General features: G+C 71.7%; 15 protein-coding genes. 8 read left to right on the forward strand and 7 right to left on the reverse strand.

Annotated elements, in window-relative coordinates; translation table 11 throughout:
• Positions 1–30: 30 nt before the first annotated feature.
• Positions 31–2946 carry an aminomethyl-transferring glycine dehydrogenase gene (gcvP, locus tag BLV72_RS41455; RefSeq protein WP_093468932.1) on the forward strand — a complete coding sequence of 972 codons (2916 nt, stop codon included), beginning with the start codon at positions 31–33 and terminating at the stop codon, positions 2944–2946.
• A gap of 130 nt (positions 2947–3076) precedes the next feature.
• On the opposite strand, the gene BLV72_RS41460 is transcribed toward gcvP, so the two are convergent.
• Both BLV72_RS41460 and BLV72_RS41465 read right to left on the reverse strand, forming a co-directional pair.
• Entirely contained in the window at positions 3077–3283 is a 207-nt protein-coding gene (locus tag BLV72_RS41460) for a DUF5999 family protein (RefSeq protein ID WP_043236576.1), read from the reverse strand.
• Positions 3284–3546: 263 nt separating this feature from the next.
• Entirely contained in the window at positions 3547–4134 is a 588-nt protein-coding gene (locus tag BLV72_RS41465; RefSeq protein ID WP_093468933.1) for a hypothetical protein, read from the reverse strand.
• A gap of 446 nt (positions 4135–4580) precedes the next feature.
• Here BLV72_RS41465 and BLV72_RS41470 point away from each other — a divergent pair, with 446 nt between their 5' ends.
• Both BLV72_RS41470 and BLV72_RS41475 read left to right on the forward strand, forming a co-directional pair.
• Positions 4581–6083, forward strand: a complete 1503-nt coding sequence (locus BLV72_RS41470) for a glutamate-cysteine ligase family protein (RefSeq protein WP_093468935.1) — start codon at positions 4581–4583, stop codon at positions 6081–6083.
• A gap of 145 nt (positions 6084–6228) precedes the next feature.
• Entirely contained in the window at positions 6229–6969 is a 741-nt protein-coding gene (locus tag BLV72_RS41475; protein WP_244321264.1) for a CPBP family intramembrane glutamic endopeptidase, read from the forward strand.
• 28 nt (positions 6970–6997) lie between these two features.
• On the opposite strand, the gene BLV72_RS41480 is transcribed toward BLV72_RS41475, so the two are convergent.
• A complete protein-coding gene (locus BLV72_RS41480; RefSeq protein WP_093468937.1) occupies positions 6998–7822 on the reverse strand; it encodes a PhzF family phenazine biosynthesis protein in 825 nt (274 codons plus the stop codon).
• Between the two features lie 104 nt (positions 7823–7926).
• Positions 7927–8151 carry a hypothetical protein gene (locus tag BLV72_RS41485; protein ID WP_093468939.1) on the reverse strand — a complete coding sequence of 75 codons (225 nt, stop codon included), beginning with the start codon at positions 8149–8151 and terminating at the stop codon, positions 7927–7929.
• 161 nt (positions 8152–8312) lie between these two features.
• Here BLV72_RS41485 and BLV72_RS41490 point away from each other — a divergent pair, with 161 nt between their 5' ends.
• On the forward strand, positions 8313–8969 hold the full coding sequence (locus tag BLV72_RS41490; RefSeq protein ID WP_093468940.1) for a PadR family transcriptional regulator: 657 nt from the start codon (positions 8313–8315) through the stop codon (positions 8967–8969).
• A gap of 66 nt (positions 8970–9035) precedes the next feature.
• Here the strand turns inward: BLV72_RS41490 and BLV72_RS41495 are convergent, their stop codons facing one another.
• A complete protein-coding gene (locus BLV72_RS41495) occupies positions 9036–9464 on the reverse strand; it encodes a type II toxin-antitoxin system Rv0910 family toxin (RefSeq protein WP_093468942.1) in 429 nt (142 codons plus the stop codon).
• A 224-nt stretch (positions 9465–9688) separates the two neighbouring features.
• Between BLV72_RS41495 and BLV72_RS41500 the strand changes: the two genes are divergently transcribed.
• Entirely contained in the window at positions 9689–10216 is a 528-nt protein-coding gene (locus BLV72_RS41500; protein ID WP_093468943.1) for a Clp protease N-terminal domain-containing protein, read from the forward strand.
• A 31-nt stretch (positions 10217–10247) separates the two neighbouring features.
• On the forward strand, positions 10248–11237 hold the full coding sequence (locus BLV72_RS41505; RefSeq protein ID WP_093468945.1) for an EamA family transporter: 990 nt from the start codon (positions 10248–10250) through the stop codon (positions 11235–11237).
• A gap of 49 nt (positions 11238–11286) precedes the next feature.
• On the opposite strand, the gene BLV72_RS41510 is transcribed toward BLV72_RS41505, so the two are convergent.
• The gene (locus tag BLV72_RS41510; protein WP_093468946.1) at positions 11287–11988 is read right to left on the reverse strand and encodes a pyridoxamine 5'-phosphate oxidase family protein; all 702 of its coding nucleotides are present in this window, start codon (positions 11986–11988) and stop codon (positions 11287–11289) included.
• 36 nt (positions 11989–12024) lie between these two features.
• On the opposite strand from BLV72_RS41510, the gene BLV72_RS41515 reads away from it, so the two are divergent.
• Positions 12025–13353 (forward strand): aminotransferase class I/II-fold pyridoxal phosphate-dependent enzyme, encoded by a 1329-nt coding sequence (locus tag BLV72_RS41515; protein WP_093468948.1) that lies wholly within the window; start codon positions 12025–12027, stop codon positions 13351–13353.
• Positions 13354–13501: 148 nt separating this feature from the next.
• Here BLV72_RS41515 and BLV72_RS41520 read toward each other — a convergent pair whose 3' ends face one another.
• Positions 13502–14455, reverse strand: a complete 954-nt coding sequence (locus tag BLV72_RS41520; RefSeq protein WP_093468950.1) for a DMT family transporter — start codon at positions 14453–14455, stop codon at positions 13502–13504.
• A 76-nt stretch (positions 14456–14531) separates the two neighbouring features.
• On the opposite strand from BLV72_RS41520, the gene BLV72_RS41525 reads away from it, so the two are divergent.
• Positions 14532–15440, forward strand: coding sequence for a LysR family transcriptional regulator (locus BLV72_RS41525; protein ID WP_093470838.1), 909 nt, complete (start codon positions 14532–14534; stop codon positions 15438–15440).
• The last annotated feature ends 4 nt before the right edge of the window (positions 15441–15444 follow it).

Here is a 15444-nt window from a genome sequence, read left to right on the forward strand (position 1 = left end):
CGGTCGTTACAGACCAGGAGGCCCCCGCAGATGACCGCCAATCGCATCGCACTCTCCGACTTGGAACGCGGTACTCCGTTCGAGCAGCGCCATATCGGCCCCGACGGCGAGGCGCAGGCCAAGATGCTCGCCCACGTCGGCTTCGGCTCGCTGGACGAGCTCACCGAGGCCGCCGTACCGGAGGTCATAAAGAGCACCGAGGCGCTGGATGCGCTGCCCCCGGCCCGCAGCGAGCCGGAGGTCATCGCCGAGCTGCGCGGGCTCGCCGACCGCAACCAGGTGCTGCCGTCGATGATCGGTCTCGGCTACTACGGCACCCACACCCCGCCGGTGATCCTGCGCAATGTGCTGGAGAACCCCGCCTGGTACACCGCGTACACGCCCTACCAGCCGGAGATCTCCCAAGGCCGGCTCGAGGCCCTGCTCAACTTCCAGACCGTGGTCGCCGATCTGACCGGGCTGCCCACGGCCGGTTCCTCGCTGCTGGACGAGGCCACCGCGGCCGCCGAGGCGATGGCGCTGTCGCGGCGCGTCGGCAAGGTCAAGGAGGGCGTCTTCCTGGTCGACGCCGAGTGTCTGCCGCAGACCGTCGCGGTCCTGCGGACCCGCGCCGAGCCGACCGGTGTCGAGGTCGTCGTCGCCGATCTGACCGAGGGCATTCCGGACGAGATCGCCGAGCGCGGGGTCTTCGGCGTACTGCTGCAGTACCCGGGCGCCTCCGGCGTGGTGCGCGATCCGCGGCCGGTCATCGAGCGCGCCCATGAGCTGGGCGCCGTCGTCACCGTCGCCGCCGATCTGCTCGCGCTCACCCTGCTCACCTCGCCCGGCGAACTGGGCGCGGACATCGCGGTGGGCAACAGCCAGCGATTCGGCGTCCCGATGGGCTTCGGCGGACCGCACGCCGGGTTCATGTCGGTGCGCGACGCCTACGCCCGCAACCTTCCCGGCCGGCTGGTCGGGGTCTCCGTGGACGCCGACGGCGACAAGGCGTACCGGCTGGCGCTGCAGACCCGTGAGCAGCACATCCGCCGGGAGAAGGCCACCAGCAACATCTGCACCGCTCAGGTGCTGCTGGCCGTGATGGCCGGGATGTACGCCGTCTACCACGGCCCGGACGGGCTCGCCGCGATCGCTCGCCGTACTCACCGCTACGCCTCGGTGCTCGCCGAGGGGCTGCGGGCCGGCGGTGTCGAGGTGGTGCACGGCGCGTTCTTCGACACCCTCACCGCGCGGGTGCCGGGCCGGGCCGCCGAGGTCGTCGCCGCGGGCCGGGAGGCCGGGGTCAACCTCCGGCTGACCGACGCCGACCACGTCGGCATCGCCTGCGACGAGACCACCGCCCGTGCGCAGCTCGCCGCCGTGTGGTCCGCCTTCGGGGTGGACGGCGGAAACGGCGACGCCACCGGGATCCCCGGCATCGACGAGCTGGACGCCGCGGCGCCGGACGCGCTGCCCGCGGCCCTGCTGCGCCACGACGGCTATCTGGCCCACCCGGTCTTCCACCAGCACCGCTCCGAGACGGCGATGCTGCGCTATCTGCGGCGGCTGGCCGACCGGGACTACGCCCTGGACCGGGGCATGATCCCGCTCGGCTCCTGCACCATGAAGCTCAACGCGACCACCGAGATGGAGCCGGTCACCTGGCCCGAGTTCGGCGCGCTGCACCCCTTCGCACCGGCCGAGCAGGCCCAGGGCTATCTGACCCTGATCCGTGAGCTGGAGGAGCGGCTGGCCGAGGTCACCGGCTATGACAAGGTCTCCCTGCAGCCGAACGCCGGATCCCAGGGCGAGCTCGCCGGGCTGCTCGCGGTGCGCGCCTATCACCGCGCCAACGGGGACACCCAGCGCACCGTCTGCCTGATCCCGTCCTCCGCGCACGGCACCAACGCCGCCAGCGCCGTGATGGCCGGCATGAAGGTCGTCGTGGTCAAGACCGGTGAGGACGGCGAGATCGACACCGGCGACCTGCGCGCCAAGATCGAGAAGCATGGTGCCGAACTGGCCGTGCTGATGGTCACCTACCCCTCCACCCACGGTGTGTTCGAGGGGCACATCACCGAGATCTGCGCGGCCGTGCACGATGCGGGCGGCCAGGTCTACGTGGACGGCGCCAACCTCAACGCGCTGGTCGGGCTCGCCGAGCCGGGCCGGTTCGGCGGCGATGTCTCGCATCTGAACCTGCACAAGACCTTCTGCATCCCGCACGGCGGTGGCGGCCCCGGCGTCGGTCCGGTCGCGGTGCGCGAGCACCTGGCGCCCTACCTCCCCAACCATCCGCTGCAGCCCGCCGCAGGGCCGGCCACCGGCGTCGGCCCGGTCTCGGCCGCGCCGTGGGGCTCCGCGGGGATCCTGCCGATCTCCTGGGCGTACATCCGGCTGATGGGCGCCGAGGGGCTGCGCCGCGCGACCCAGGTCGCGGTGCTCGGCGCCAACTACGTTGCCAAGCGTCTCGAGCCGCACTACCCGGTGCTCTACACCGGCCCCGGCGGCCTGGTGGCCCATGAGTGCATCGTGGATCTGCGGCCGCTGACGAAGGCCACCGGCGTGACGGTCGACGATGTGGCCAAGCGCCTGATCGACTACGGCTTCCACGCGCCGACGATGTCGTTCCCCGTCGCCGGGACGCTGATGATCGAGCCGACCGAGAGCGAGGACCTGGCGGAGCTGGACCGGTTCTGCCAGGCGATGATCGCCATCCGGGCCGAGATCGAGAAGGTCGGCTCCGGCGAGTGGGCCAAGGAGGACAACCCGCTCCGGAACGCCCCGCATACGGCGGCGTCGCTGACCGGGGAGTGGGACCACCCGTACTCCCGGGAGGAAGCGGTCTTCCCGGCCGGGGTCTCGGCGGCCGACAAGTACTGGCCGCCGGTGCGGCGGATCGACGGGGCCTACGGAGACCGTAACCTCGTCTGCTCCTGCCCGCCGCTGGAGTCCTACGAGGGCTGAGGACCAGCCCTCGGAATTCGGAGACTCGCAGACGCGTCAATGGGGCCGGTGCGGCGGATACGCCGGGCCGGCCCCTGCGGGTACGTGCCGTCGACGGCGGGTCAGGCCGTGGTGACGGTGTGGGCGGCCGTCAGGCCGCGGTGACGATGTGCTCGGAACCCCGCGGCCGGCAGGGTGCGATGACGCGCCCGTCCGGCAGCAGCTCACCGGTGTCCTCGAAGAGCAGGACGCCGTTGCACAGCAGGCTCCATCCCTGCTCCGGGTGGTGCGCCACCAGATGGGCGGCCTCCCGGTCGGCGGAGTCGGCTGACGGGCAGGGTGGTTGATGCTGGCACATGACAGGGTTCTTTCGCTGCGGAGTGGTGAAGGTCCTGCGGCTCGCTGCGGCGTTCATGCCGCCCCCCGTGGTTTGAGTCGGTCGATTGCTCCAGTGTTGCCCTACGGCCTGGAATCCGCAGGGATTTCGCGGTACCGGTCTCGCTAGATAATGACGCATCACCCGTCCGGACGGTTCATCGCCGCCGGACTGTTACGAGGATGCTGCGGAGCGCCCCGTGACCCGGCGGTCACGGGGCGCTCCCAACCTGACGGAGGCCCAGGTCAGGCGGGTGAGCCAAGCAAGGGGGCCCGGGTGAGCCGGTGGGTGAGGAGCGGCAGCAGATCCGTTGCGCGATGCGCCCGGTGGGGTGCGATCCCCGGTGGGGCCGGGGCGAGCGGTACCAACAGGTCCCCCGCGCCGAGGCCGCCTTCGGCGCCGTCCGCCGCGAGGTCGCCGTGCAGCCAGAGCGTGACCATGTAGAGCTCGGGGATGGACAGCAGCCGCGGTTGGTACGCCGAGGGCAGCGACTCGGCCTGGCTCAGGGCGAGTTCGGCCGAGCTGACATAGGGGCCCTCGGAGAAGTGTGAGAAGGCCCAGCCGTCGGCTGTGAGCATCGCCTCGGCGGCGGCCACCGTGCGGTTGCCGTCGCGGATCAGGAAGCGCCAGCCGGTGAGCCGGGTGCGTGGCGGGGCATCGGCGGTGGTGATGTCGTCCAGGACATGGACGGGGAGCGGAAGTTCGGGTTCGAAGGGGCCGGTGAGCGTGGAGAGTACCGGGGTGCGGGCCTCGCGGACGGCGGTGGGGGAATCAAGGGCCGTGAGGACGCTGCGCAGGGCGGGCGCGGGGGCCTGGGGCACATGCAGCGGCATGGTGGGTCGCCTCTCGCTTGGAGACACGGTGAAGCGATAGCGGGCCGGGTTTGGGCGGCGCTGTCGGTGGAACACGGGTCAGAGGGGAACCGGAACAGACCGTTCGGGCCTTATCTCTCTGCCTCGTTAGCCGAGTTTATACGACACATGTTCCCGTTGTGTTTCATCTAGCCGCTGCCCGCATTGCCGACAAGACGTTATCCAGACCCCGAGAAGGCGGGGATTTTCCCCGATTCCATGCCAGATGAACGGATATGACCTGGCATTTTGAGGCCGGCGCGGTAGGCTGGAACTCGCCGGTCCATTGTTCCGGCGCAATGAACAGTTCCAGAGAGCCTACCGGCTGGGTGGGGATCGCGGGGCGTTATCGATCACATTGGTGGGCATCATCGAGCGTGGTGTGCAGACGGCTGGCACCGATGATCCACTCGAGGAGGGACGCTTCGATGGGGGACAAGCTCATAGCCGGTGAGTTCGACCCGTCCGGCCGGCGACGGCAGCGCGTCCGGTTGCGGCAGTGCCTCGACGGGCTTGGCCGGCTCCTGGCCGACAAGCGATTCGACCGCCCGAAGAATCTGATGGGGCTGGAGATCGAGCTGAATCTCGCCGGGGCCGACGGACTGCCGAGGATGATGAACGCGGAGGTTCTGGAGCGCATCGGGAGTCATGATTTCCAGACCGAACTCGGGCAGTGCAACCTTGAAGTAAACATCGTGCCCCACCGTTTGCGCGGACGTGTTCTCGATCAGCTCTCGGAAGAGCTCCGAACCGGTTTGTCATATGCCGATCGCAAGGCGCGGGAAGTGTCGTCCGAGATCGTGATGATCGGAATTCTGCCGACCCTCGCCGCGGACGATCTGGGATCCACGAGCCTCTCCTATGACGACCGTTACAAACTCCTCAACGAGCAGATGCTGGCCGCCCGCGGCGAGGATTTCCTCATCGACATCGAGGGCCGTGAGCGGTTCACCTACGCCAGCGCCTCGATCGCCCCCGAGGCGGCCTGCACCTCCGTCCAGCTCCATCTCCAGGTCACCCCGGCGCGCTTCGCGGACGCGTGGAACGCGGCGCAGGCGGTGGCCGCCGTACAGATCGCGATCGGCGCCAACTCCCCCTTCGTCTTCGGCCATGAGGCATGGCGCGAATCCCGGCCGCCGCTGTTCCTGCAGGCCACCGATGTGCGTCCGCCGGAGATCGCCGCCCAGGGGGCGCGCCCGCGCACCTGGTTCGGCGAGCGCTGGATCGGTTCCGCCTACGAGCTGTTCGAGGAGAACCTGCGTTATTTCCCGCCTCTGCTCTCCACCGGCGAGGACGAGGACCCGCTGCGGGTGCTGGACGAGGGCGGGGTGCCCGAGCTCCAGGAGCTGGCGCTGCACAATGGCACGATCTACCGCTGGAACCGGCCCGTCTACGACGTCGTGGACGGTGTTCCGCATCTGCGCGTGGAGAACCGCGTGCTCCCGGCGGGGCCCACCGTCACCGATGTCATCGCCAACGCCGCCTTCTACTACGGACTGGTCAGGGCGCTCGCCGAGGAGTCCCGCCCGGTGTGGAGCCGGCTGCCCTTCGCGGCCGCCGCCGCCAACTTCGACGCGGCCTGCCGGCACGGCATCGACGCGGTCCTGCAGTGGCCCAAATCCGGCCGGTCGGCCTCCCTGGCCCGCACCTCCGCCGTCCGGCTGGTCCGCGAGGAGCTGCTGCCGCTCGCCGCGTCCGGCCTCGACTCCTGGGGCGTGGAGCCCGCCGACCGCGACCGCTACCTCGGCGTGATCGAGGAGCGCTGCAAGCTGCGGGTCAACGGCGCGTCCTGGCAGACGGCCACCTACCACCGCGCGCTGGCCGGGGGGCTGGACCGGGACGCCGCGCTCGCGGCCATGACCCGCCGCTACTGCGCCCTGATGCGGACCGACGCGCCGGTGCACACCTGGCCCACCGATCTCTCCGGGTGACGCCCACACCGGCGACCATGACACCGTATTGTCCGGTGAGCGGGGCGGAGGCACCCGATGAGGCGGACAAGCGGAAGTGGGGACAGGAGTGCGGTCACAGGCGCGGGACGCGGATGCCCCGGTCGAGGACAGGCTCTCGCGGCGGATGCTGGGCACTGAGACGCTGCTCGTGCTGGCGCTGTCCCTCGGCGCGAGCGGGCTCTCCGCACTGATCAGCTTTATCGGCTCGGTGACCAAACCGGGCGGGCTCAAGGACCAGGCGGCCAATCTCAACTCCTCCGCCGCGCCGGGGCGGCCCTGGCTGGATCTCGCCTGGCAGCTGTTCGGCATCTCGACCGCGCTGGTGCCGGTCGTGCTCGTGGCCCATCTGCTGCTGCGCGAGGGCGCCGGACTGCGGGCGATCGGCTTCGACCGCGACCGGCCGCGGTTCGACCTGGCGTGGGGCGCCGCGGTCGCGGCCGCGATCGGCGGCACCGGGCTGCTGCTGTATCTGGGGGCGCGGGCGGCCGGGGGCAATCTGACGGTGGTGCCCGAGTCGCTGCCCGATGTGTGGTGGAAGATCCCCGTACTCATCGCCTCCGCCGTGCAGAACGCGGTGCTGGAGGAGGTGATCGTGGTGGGCTATCTGCTGCGCAGGCTCGGGCAGTTGGGCTGGACCCCGATGGCCGCCCTGCTGGCCAGCTCGGTGCTGCGCGGTTCGTACCACCTCTACCAGGGGATCGGCGGCTTCTTCGGCAACCTGGCGATGGGCGTGATCTTCGTACTGCTCTACCGCCGCTGGGGGCGGGTCGGGCCGCTGGTCGCCGCGCATGCGCTGATCGACATCGTGGCCTTCGTCGGATACGCCCTGCTGGCGGGCCGGGTGGACTGGCTGCCCACGGCCTGATCCACCCGTCCGCCGTGACCGATGGGTATCAGGCCAGCAATTCGCCGTCGATGACGGTGACGGCGCCGCCCGTCAGCAGCGTACGGTCGCCGCGCAGCGCGGTGCGGACCAGGCCGGTGCGCGCGGACGCCTGCAGCCCGGTCAGCTCGTCGCGGCCGAACCGGGCCGACCAGTAGGGCGCGAGCGCGGTGTGTGCGCTGCCGGTGACCGGGTCCTCGTCGATGCCGACGGCCGGGGCGAACATCCGCGAGACGAAGTCGTAGCCGCGCGTGGGGTCCTCGGCGGCCGCGGTCACGATGATGCCCCGGTGGCTGATCCGCTGGAGCGCGGCGAGGTCGGGGGCCAGGGCGCGCACGCTCTTCTCGTCGGCCAGCTCGATCAGCAGATCGTCGATGTGGGGGCCGGCGTGATGGGCGGACACGATATCGGCGCCGAGGGCTCCGGCGACCTCGGCCGTCTTCTGGGAGACCGGCAGCGCGGTCAGTGAGGCCGTGGGGAAGTCCAGCGTGATCGAGCCGTCGTCGTCGGCCGTCGCCGACAGGACCCCGCTGAGGGTGGCGAAGCGGACCGTGCCGGTCGCTGTCCCCGTGGTCTTCAGGACATGGGCGGTGGCGAGCGTGGCATGGCCGCACATGGGCGCCTCGGTGACCGGGGTGAACCAGCGCAGCGCCCAGTCCGCCTCCGCGGCCCGCGGGAGCGGGTGGGCGAAGGCGGTCTCGGCGAGATTGACTTCGGCGGCGACCTGCTGCAGCCGGCCGTCGTCCGGGAAGGAGTCGGTGTCGAGAAGGACGACCCCGGCCGGGTTGCCGGCGAAGGGGCGCTCGGTGAAGGCGTCGACGATACGTATCCGCATACCGTCGACCGTAGGCGGCGGGCGGTGGGGCAGCCATGGCCAATCCCCCAGCCGTGGCGCCCTTGGTGTGGGCCCTGGCCGGTGGTGCGGGGAGCGAGGGCCGACTACCCCTCGTCGGCGGCGAACAGCTCGAGGTGCCCGCACTCAGGGCAGCGGAACGCCACTATCTTCCGCCGGGGACGGCCGATCCGCTTGGCGCCCCCGAAAAGTCCCCGCTCCATCGCACCCTCGATCCAGCGCGCGTACCCGCGCGAGTGCTCACCGGCGTCCTCGATGAAACCTTCCGCCAGGCCGACGGTGCCGCAGTGGGTGCACGTGTTGTTCTTCATGCCGTGAGTCTAGGAAACGGCGCGGCCAGGAAGAACCCGTAGCCGAGCCCTGGGACGACAACCGGCTTCACACAAGCGGCGAGCCAAGGGGTTGGCATCCGATCGGTTCCGATATATCGTTGACGTGTCGTGATGGATCGACGATAGAAAGGAGCGTCACGATGCGTTCCCATGGACATGGACGTGAACACTGCGGACCCGGCCACCGCGGCCGGGGCGAGGGTGAGGGGCGGCGCGCGGCATTCGGCCCGTTCGGCCCCGGTTTCGACGGCCCGCCCTTCGGTGGGCCCCCGTTCGGCGGCCGAGGCCGCGGCGGCCCCGGTGGCCGCGGGCCGCGTGGGCGGGCGCGGCGCGGCGATGTGCGCGCCTCGATCCTGGCCCTGCTGAAGGACCGCCCGATGCACGGCTACGAGATGATCCAGGAGATCGCCGAGCGCAGTGGGGGAGCCTGGCGGCCCAGCCCCGGCTCGGTATATCCCACGCTTCAGCTGCTCGAGGACGAGGGGCTGATCGGCAGCGAGAGCGAGGGCGGCAAGAAGCTGTTCGCGCTCACCGACGCCGGCCGCACCGAGGCCGAGGCGGGGCCCGCGGCCCCGTGGGAGGAGGCCGGGCGCGGTATCGACTGGGAGGCCATGCAGGAGGTCCGTCAGGCGGGCTTCGGGCTGATGGAGGCGTTCTCCCAGGTCTGGCGCACCGGCAGCGCGGAGCAGCGGCAGAAGGCCGTCTCCGTCATCAATGAGTCGCGCAAGCGGCTGTATCTCATCCTCGCCGAGCAGGATGAGGAGAAGGGTGGTACCGAGCGGGGCGGCGAGAGCTGAGCCCGATCGGACGGGGGTACGGCCGCACGGGGGCGGCGGGGCGGGGGACCCGGTGCCTGTCCGGCGTCAGACGACCAGCGCGCTCAGCTTGCGCAGCGACTCATTGAGCGCGCCGGTCGCCGAGTCCTTCAGCTTCCCGGCCATCAAGGAGACCGCCGCCCCCGTGAACTCCCCGTCCACGCGCACCGTCGTGGCATCGCCGTCCGGTGTGAGCGAATAGCGCATGGCGAGGTTCACGCCCATCGGGCCCTTGCCCCGGGTGGCCAGCAGCCGGGCGGGTTCGCATTCCTCGACGGTCCAGGTCACCTCGGCCGGAAAGCCCATCAGTTTCATGTTCTCCTCGTAGGTCGCCGCCACTTCCAACGTGGCCGGACCGCCCCGCGGAAAGCTGGTGTGGGTGGCGTTCCAGTCGCCGTAGGTGGAGAAGTCCGTCAGCCGGGCCCAGACCTTCTCGGCCGGTGCCTCGATGCGTGTCTGCGCGCTGACCTCGGCCATGGGGGAGTCCCTTCGGCGGGTTCCTGCGGTGTGTGGTGCGACGGTGCCGGGCAACGTAGCCCCGGGGTCCGGAACATTCAATACTGACGAGTCGTCAGTTCCAGTGTTTCCCTTCCTCTCCTCCCCGAGGATGAGAACCGGTCATCCGCGCACAACCACGGTGGGATGCGCACATGCTTCCCGGCGAGGATGCTCCGGCCTCGAGGGACTGATGGGGTGAGAGCGTGCGAAGTCGTACCCTTTCCGCCGGCCCGGACGACGCCGGATGCGAGGACCGGGTCAGCGAAGTGGTGGCCACCGTGATCGCGGGGGCTCGCCGGCGCGCCGTACGCGATGGTGACGCGCAGATAGACACCGCCCATCTGCTGCACGGCCTCCTGGAGTCCGACCCGGAGGTACGGGAGGTGTTTCCCGGCGGCACGCCCCAGGTGATACGGCTGCTGGGGTATCTGGTGCAGCGCGTCATCGGCTACGGGCTCCGGTGGAGCGGCACCGTCGAGGTCTCGGGGGCGGCGCCGTCGGCGGGGAGCGGGCCGGCCGGATGGTCGCCCGCCGCGACGGCCGCCCTCGATACGGCGGTTCGCCGCGCCGTCTCCCGTGGCCGGTCCCGCGCCGGTGGCCTGGATCTCCTCGCCGCGTTCGTCCGCGACCGGGAGTGTCGCGCCATGGAGGTGCTGCGGCGCGCGGGCGTCGCCGTCGAACCGCTGGTCACCGCCCTGGCCGTGGAGACCTGCCAGCAGTCAACGGGATGACGGTGCTGACCCGAACTGACATGATGGCCCGGTGCAGGTATCCGGAGGCCACTCACAGCAAAGGAAGGTCGGCCTGGGGCTCGCCCTGGTGTCGGCGCTCACGTTCGGCGGATCGGGTGTCGCCGCCAAACCGCTGATCGAGGCGGGGCTCGCGCCGCTCGAGGTCACCTGGCTGCGGGTGACCGGCGCGGCCCTGATCCTGCTGCCCCTGGCCTGGCGCCATCGCCGGCTGCTGACCCGCCGCCCCGCCCTGCTGGTGGGGTTCGGTCTGCTGGCCGTGGCGGGAGTGCAGGCGTGCTACTTCGCGGCGCTCTCCCGGATCCCCGTCGGGGTCGCGCTGCTCGTCGAATACCTGGCGCCCGCGCTGGTGCTGGGGTGGGTGCGGTTCGTCCAGCGCCGCCCGGTGAGCCGGGCCGCGGCGATCGGCGTCGTCCTGGCCGTCGGCGGGCTCGCGTGTGTGGTGGAGGTCTGGTCCGGGCTGAGCTTCAACCCCCTCGGCCTGCTGCTCGCCTTCGGCGCGGCCTTCTGCCAGGTGGGCTACTTCGTCCTCTCCGACCACGGCAGCGACGGCCAGGACCCGGCGGATCCGCTCGGCGTCATCGCCTACGGACTGCTGATCGGAGCCGTCGCGCTGACCGTGGTCGGCCGTCCCTGGGGCATGGACTGGACGGTTCTCACCGGCGGCGCCGACCTGGCGGGCGCCCGCGTTCCCGCGCTGGTGCTGCTCGCCTGGATCGTGCTGGTGGCCACGGTGATCGCGTATCTCACCGGAGTGCTGTCGGTGCGCCGCCTCTCACCGCAGGTGGCCGGGGTGCTCGCCTGTCTGGAGGCGGTCATCGCGACCGTTCTGGCGTGGGTGCTGCTGGATGAGCACCTGGGCGTGGCGCAGGTCGTCGGCGGTGTGGTGGTGCTGGCCGGCGCCCTGATCGCCCAGACCTCCACCCCGAAGGCCGCCGCCGCCGAGCCGGTGGCGGCCTCGGAGCCGGTCGAGGGGGAGCGGGAGTACACGGCGGGACGGTGACCGCCCCCGTCCCCGGTGACCAGAAACCCCCGCCGCCCTCCGGGTCGGGTCAGAGCCGGGTGAGGTAGCCGGGCACCGGCGTGTCGGGCGCGAGGTCCTCGGCGGGCTCCGGCGCGCCGTACACGCGGGCGACGGGCACCACGCCGCTCCAGTGGGGGAGCCCCAGATCCTCGGCGTCATCGCCGGGCCCGCCGGTGCGGATCTTCGCGGAGACCTCTTCGAGGTCGAGGCTGAGCACGGCGGTGGCGGCCAGCTCCTTGGCGTTGGCGGGCCGGGAGTCGGCGGCGCGGCCCGGCACCACATGGTCCACCAGGGCGTCCAGGGCCGCGGTGCGCTCGGCCGGATCGGTCACCGGGCGGGCGATGCCGTGCACCACCACCGAGCGGTAGTTGATGGAGTGGTGGAACGCCGAGCGGGCCAGGACCAGCCCGTCGACATGGGTGACGGTCAGACACACCGGCAGCCCCGGCTCCTCGCCGCCCGGCGCGCCCGCCATGCGCAGGGGGCGCGCGCCGGTCGAGCCGTGGAGGTACAGCCGCTCCCCGACCCGGCCGTAGAGGGTCGGCAGGACGACGGGGGCGCCATCGCGTATGAAGCCCAGATGGCAGACGTAGCCCTCGTCGAGGATCGCGTGCACCATCTCCCGGTCGTACGACGCGCGCTCGCGGGAGCGGGTGGGCACGGTGCGGTCGGTCGGTGCGTAGGCGTTGTCGGGCGCGTTGGTCGCGGCGGTGGCGTCCGGGGCGGGCATTTGCGTCCTCCATTGCATTAGTGCAAAATAGCGTTTGTGCTAGGAGAATATCCGATCGTCGGCCGACGCGCAGCCGAGATCGCGGCCAGTGTGGAGCGCGCGGTCGGCGCCGGTGAGCTGCCGCCGGGCCAACTGCTGCCGCCCTTGCGGGAGTTGGCGCAGCGGCTGGGCGTGAATCCCAATACGGTCGCGGCCGCCTATCGCGTGCTGCGCGAACGGGGCGTGATCGAAACGGCGGGGCGTCGGGGGAGCAGGGTGCGCTCCCGCCCCTCCAGTACGCCCCGCGAGTGGATCGGCGTCGATGCCGCCGGGGCGCGCGACCTGTCGAGCGGCAACCCCGACCCCGCGCTGCTGCCCCCGCTCGGCGCGCCGCTCGCGGCGGCCGCGGCCCGGGCGGCGGAGCGCCCCACGCTGTACGGCGCGCCGGACGTGGTCCCCGAGGTCGCCGAGCTCGCCCGGGCCGCCCTCGACGCGGACGGGGTGCCGGCCGGGCCGGTCGCCGTCACCTCCGGCGCGCTCGACGCGATCGAGCGAGTACTGGCCGCGCATCTGCGTCCCGGTGACGCGGTCGCGGTCGAGGACCCCGGCTGGGGCAGTCTGCTCGACCTGATCCCGGCGCTCGGACTGCGCGCCGTCCCGGTCGGGGTCGACGACGACGGACCGCTGCCCGAGCGGGTGGAGCAGGCGCTGGCCCAGGGGGCGCGGGCGCTGGTGGTCACCGACCGGGCGCAGAACCCGACCGGCGCGGTGGTGAGCGCGACCCGCGCCCGCGAGCTGCGCACCGTACTCGCCGCCCACCCCTCCGTGCTGCTGATCGAGGACGACCACGGGCACGGCATCGTGGACCTCCCGCTGTGCCCCCTGGCCGGGGGCACAGCCCACTGGGCGCTGGTCCGCTCCACCGCCAAGGCGTACGGCCCGGATCTGCGGCTCGCGGTGCTCACCGGCGACTCCGTCACCCTGGACCGGGTGCGCGGCCGCCAGCGGCTGGGGCCGGGCTGGGTCAGCCATCTGCTGCAGGACGCGGTCGGCGGGCTGTGGCGGACGGGCGCGGTCGACGCGGCGGCGGTGGCGGCGTCGTACGACACGCGCCGCGCCGCGCTGGTGCGGGCGCTGCGGGCGCGGGGGATCGCCGCGCACGGGCGCAGCGGGATGAATGTGTGGGTGCCGGTCCCGGACGAGACCGGCGGGGTCGCCCGGCTGCTGGCGTCGGGCTGGGCCGCCGCCCCCGGGGCACGCTTCCGCGTGGCCTCGCCACCGGGGATCCGGCTGACGGTCTCGCCGCTGGCCCCCGACGAGATCGAGACGGTCGCCGCCGCGGTGGCCGCGGCGGCGGGGGCGACGGTCTCGGGACGGCTGGACTAGGGCCTGTCGTTTGTCGTTTGGATCAGGCCGGGCTCGCGGGCTCTGGCACGCGCAGCTGCGGCGTTGTCGTCACTCGCCGACGCTCCGCGTCGGCTCCAGAGGCCGATCGGCCAACAGGCGGCCGACCGGCTATCGGGCGGGGAGGCGGCTATCGGGCAGTGGAGCGCCGCTGGGTCAGGGCCGCGCCGATGAGGACGACGGCCGCGCCCACCGGTGTGTTCCAGGTGAGGTGTTCCCCGAGGATCGCCACGCCCGCGGTGGTGGCGATCACCGGGACGAAGTAGGTGACCATCATCGCCGTCGTCGGGCCGACCTCGTCGACGAGCCCGTACTGGACCAGGAACGCCACGCCGGTGCCCAGTGCGCCCAGGGCGAGCACGGAGAGCACGGGCAGCAGGGGGAAGGAGGTGGGCGTCGTCGCGAACACCGGTGCGACGAGGGCGAGTTGCACCGTGCCGAGCAGCAGCTGGCCGCCGGACATCGACAGATGGGAGTGGCCCGTGTCGCTCAGCGTGCGCCGGACGTACTGCCAGCCGACCGCGTAGCTGGCCGAGGCGATCAGCGCCAGCACCGTGCCCAGTGGGTCCTGGCCGGAGAAGCCCTGCCAGGCGCCCAGCACGATCAACACGCCGATGAAGCCGAGCCCGAGACCCGCGACACGCTGACGGCTCGGCCGGTCGTCGGAGACCACGACCACCGCGAGCAGCATCCCCCACAGCGGCGAGGCGGCGTTGCAGATACCGGCCAGGGTGGAGGGGATGGTCAGCTCGGCGTAGGCGAACAGCGAGAACGGCAGCGCGTTGAGGAAGAACGCGGCGACCGCCAGATGGCCCCAGACCCGCGCCCCGCGCGGCAGCCGCTCCCGCTGCACCACCACCGTCACGAGCAGCACGGCGGTGCCGAACAGCATCCGCCCGAGCGTGACATACAAGGGGGCGAACGCCTCATTGCCCACCTTGATGAAGAGAAAGCTGAAACCCCAGATCAGGGAGAGCACGCCGAAGCGGATCCGCCAGTCGAGGAGCGGTCTGCGGGCGGGGGAGGAGGAGGTCTCCGCCGTGGAGGCGGCGGCAGGGGGTGCCGAGGCGGTCGCTGAGGTCATGCCTTTACGATGTGGGCTACAACCTCTTAGGACAAGCGAGATTTCGTTCGCGGTATCGCGTAGGATTCCTTACATGTTGTTGAACCTGGATCGCCTACGGACCTTGCACGCCGTGGCCCGCCACGGCTCCGTGAGCGGCGCCGCCGAGGGGCTGCACGTCACCACCTCCGCCGTCTCGCAGCAACTCGCCAAGCTGGAGCGGGAGACCGGTCAGCAACTGCTCGCCAAGAACGGGCGCGGGATCCGGCTCACCGACGCCGGGCGGCTGCTCTCCGACCACGCGGCGCGCATCCTCTCCCAGGTGGAGCTGGCCCAGGCGGATCTGGAGGCGCAGCGTGGCCATGCCGTCGGCGAGCTGCTGCTGGGCGCGTTCCCGACCGCCGTCCGCGGTCTCTTCCCCGAAGCGCTGGGCCGGCTGCGCACCGAGCATCCGCAGCTGAATGTGCGGCTGCAGGAGATGGAGCCCGATGAGTCGGTGCCCTCGGTGGTGCGCGGCGACATCGATCTGGCCGTGGTCCTGGACTGGTACAACAAGCCGCTGCCGATGCCCGGCGGGCTGGTGAAGGCCGCCCTGCTGGACGACCCGGTGGATGTGGCGATGCCCGCCGACCACCCCCTCGCCGACCGGCACGCGGTCGAGCCTGAGGACTTCGTGGACGACGAGTGGGTCTCCTGGCCCAAGGGCGGGTTCTGCTACGACTGGCTGATGGTCACCCTGCGCGGCAAGGGCATCGAGCCGAGGATCCGGCACACCGCGCATGAGCACCACACCCAGCTGTCGCTGATCGCCGCCGGGCTGGGCATCGCCGTGGTGCCCCGGCTGGGCCGCGGCCCGGTGCCCAAGGGGGTGCGGATGGTGCCCGTCAGCCAACCCACGATGCGGCGGCACATCTACGCGATCTGGCGCGCGGACGCCGATCGCAGGCCCTCGATCCGGGCGGCGGTCGAGGTGCTGCGGTCCGTCGGCGAGAAGATCATCGACTGACCGC

This window comes from Streptomyces melanosporofaciens (assembly GCF_900105695.1).
Taxonomy (GTDB): Bacteria; Actinomycetota; Actinomycetes; order Streptomycetales; family Streptomycetaceae; genus Streptomyces; species Streptomyces antimycoticus.

Coding starts and splice junctions, on each gene's coding strand:
- BLV72_RS41475 (WP_244321264.1), top strand. CDS start 6,229: ATGCTGGGCACTGAGACGCTGCTCGTGCTGGCGCTGTCCCTCGGCGCG.
- BLV72_RS41480 (WP_093468937.1), bottom strand. CDS start 7,822: ATGCGGATACGTATCGTCGACGCCTTCACCGAGCGCCCCTTCGCCGGC.
- BLV72_RS41490 (WP_093468940.1), top strand. CDS start 8,313: ATGCGTTCCCATGGACATGGACGTGAACACTGCGGACCCGGCCACCGC.
- BLV72_RS41510 (WP_093468946.1), bottom strand. CDS start 11,988: ATGCCCGCCCCGGACGCCACCGCCGCGACCAACGCGCCCGACAACGCC.
- BLV72_RS41520 (WP_093468950.1), bottom strand. CDS start 14,455: ATGACCTCAGCGACCGCCTCGGCACCCCCTGCCGCCGCCTCCACGGCG.
- gcvP (WP_093468932.1), top strand. CDS start 31: ATGACCGCCAATCGCATCGCACTCTCCGACTTGGAACGCGGTACTCCG.
- BLV72_RS41465 (WP_093468933.1), bottom strand. CDS start 4,134: ATGCCGCTGCATGTGCCCCAGGCCCCCGCGCCCGCCCTGCGCAGCGTC.
- BLV72_RS41485 (WP_093468939.1), bottom strand. CDS start 8,151: ATGAAGAACAACACGTGCACCCACTGCGGCACCGTCGGCCTGGCGGAA.
- BLV72_RS41470 (WP_093468935.1), top strand. CDS start 4,581: ATGGGGGACAAGCTCATAGCCGGTGAGTTCGACCCGTCCGGCCGGCGA.
- BLV72_RS41495 (WP_093468942.1), bottom strand. CDS start 9,464: ATGGCCGAGGTCAGCGCGCAGACACGCATCGAGGCACCGGCCGAGAAG.
- BLV72_RS41460 (WP_043236576.1), bottom strand. CDS start 3,283: ATGTGCCAGCATCAACCACCCTGCCCGTCAGCCGACTCCGCCGACCGG.